Source organism: Nocardiopsis alba DSM 43377 (assembly GCF_000341225.1).
GTDB classification, from domain to species: Bacteria; Actinomycetota; Actinomycetes; order Streptosporangiales; family Streptosporangiaceae; genus Nocardiopsis; species Nocardiopsis alba.
The window spans coordinates 1-1858 of the sequence record NZ_ANAC01000044.1 but is presented as its reverse complement, the minus strand read 5'-3'; the positions used below and the strand labels follow the sequence as shown (position 1 = coordinate 1858).

General features: G+C 57.5%; 1 rRNA gene. It reads left to right on the top strand.

The window, feature by feature from the left end:
* Positions 1–301 precede the first annotated feature (301 nt).
* A 16S ribosomal RNA gene (locus D451_RS0126045) occupies positions 302–1834 on the top strand.
* Positions 1835–1858 lie beyond the last annotated feature (24 nt).

Genomic DNA, 1858 nt, shown 5'->3' with positions numbered 1-1858 from the left:
ACCTGATAAAGTAAAGACACAACACAGCGGGAAACACCGGAAACGGTGCGAACGCGAACAAAGCCTTCCACGGAAGAGCAGAACGGGACACTGGTTCCGGAGCTTGTACGGGAAGCGTGATTGTTTCTTGAGAACTCAACAGCGCGTGTTTGATTTTCTTTAAGCCATGTTTGTTTTGGCCCCGACCACACTTCGGTGTGGAGGGTTCCTTTGATTGGTCACGAGAGTGACCGGTCAGGATTTCTTCTAGGTTTACCCTTCCCAGGCTGATCTTCGGGTCGCCGGGTCGGGTTGAGTGACCTTTATGGAGAGTTTGATCCTGGCTCAGGACGAACGCTGGCGGCGTGCTTAACACATGCAAGTCGAGCGGTAAGGCCCTTCGGGGTACACGAGCGGCGAACGGGTGAGTAACACGTGAGCAACCTGCCCCTGACTCTGGGATAAGCGGTGGAAACGCCGTCTAATACCGGATACGACCTTCCGCCTCATGGTGGAGGGTGGAAAGTTTTTTCGGTCAGGGATGGGCTCGCGGCCTATCAGCTTGTTGGTGGGGTAACGGCCTACCAAGGCGATTACGGGTAGCCGGCCTGAGAGGGCGACCGGCCACACTGGGACTGAGACACGGCCCAGACTCCTGCGGGAGGCAGCAGTGGGGAATATTGCGCAATGGGCGAAAGCCTGACGCAGCGACGCCGCGTGGGGGATGACGGCCTTCGGGTTGTAAACCTCTTTTACCACCAACGCAGGCTCCGGGTTCTCTCGGGGTTGACGGTAGGTGGGGAATAAGGACCGGCTAACTACGTGCCAGCAGCCGCGGTAATACGTAGGGTCCGAGCGTTGTCCGGAATTATTGGGCGTAAAGAGCTCGTAGGCGGCGTGTCGCGTCTGCTGTGAAAGACCGGGGCTTAACTCCGGTTCTGCAGTGGATACGGGCATGCTAGAGGTAGGTAGGGGAGACTGGAATTCCTGGTGTAGCGGTGAAATGCGCAGATATCAGGAGGAACACCGGTGGCGAAGGCGGGTCTCTGGGCCTTACCTGACGCTGAGGAGCGAAAGCATGGGGAGCGAACAGGATTAGATACCCTGGTAGTCCATGCCGTAAACGTTGGGCGCTAGGTGTGGGGACTTTCCACGGTTTCCGCGCCGTAGCTAACGCATTAAGCGCCCCGCCTGGGGAGTACGGCCGCAAGGCTAAAACTCAAAGGAATTGACGGGGGCCCGCACAAGCGGCGGAGCATGTTGCTTAATTCGACGCAACGCGAAGAACCTTACCAAGGTTTGACATCACCCGTGGACCTGTAGAGATACAGGGTCATTTAGTTGGTGGGTGACAGGTGGTGCATGGCTGTCGTCAGCTCGTGTCGTGAGATGTTGGGTTAAGTCCCGCAACGAGCGCAACCCTTGTTCCATGTTGCCAGCACGTAATGGTGGGGACTCATGGGAGACTGCCGGGGTCAACTCGGAGGAAGGTGGGGACGACGTCAAGTCATCATGCCCCTTATGTCTTGGGCTGCAAACATGCTACAATGGCCGGTACAATGGGCGTGCGATACCGTAAGGTGGAGCGAATCCCTTAAAGCCGGTCTCAGTTCGGATTGGGGTCTGCAACTCGACCCCATGAAGGTGGAGTCGCTAGTAATCGCGGATCAGCAACGCCGCGGTGAATACGTTCCCGGGCCTTGTACACACCGCCCGTCACGTCATGAAAGTCGGCAACACCCGAAACTTGCGGCCTAACCCTTCGGGGAGGGAGTGAGTGAAGGTGGGGCTGGCGATTGGGACGAAGTCGTAACAAGGTAGCCGTACCGGAAGGTGCGGCTGGATCACCTCCTTTCTAAGGAGTCTTTTACAGGCCGGC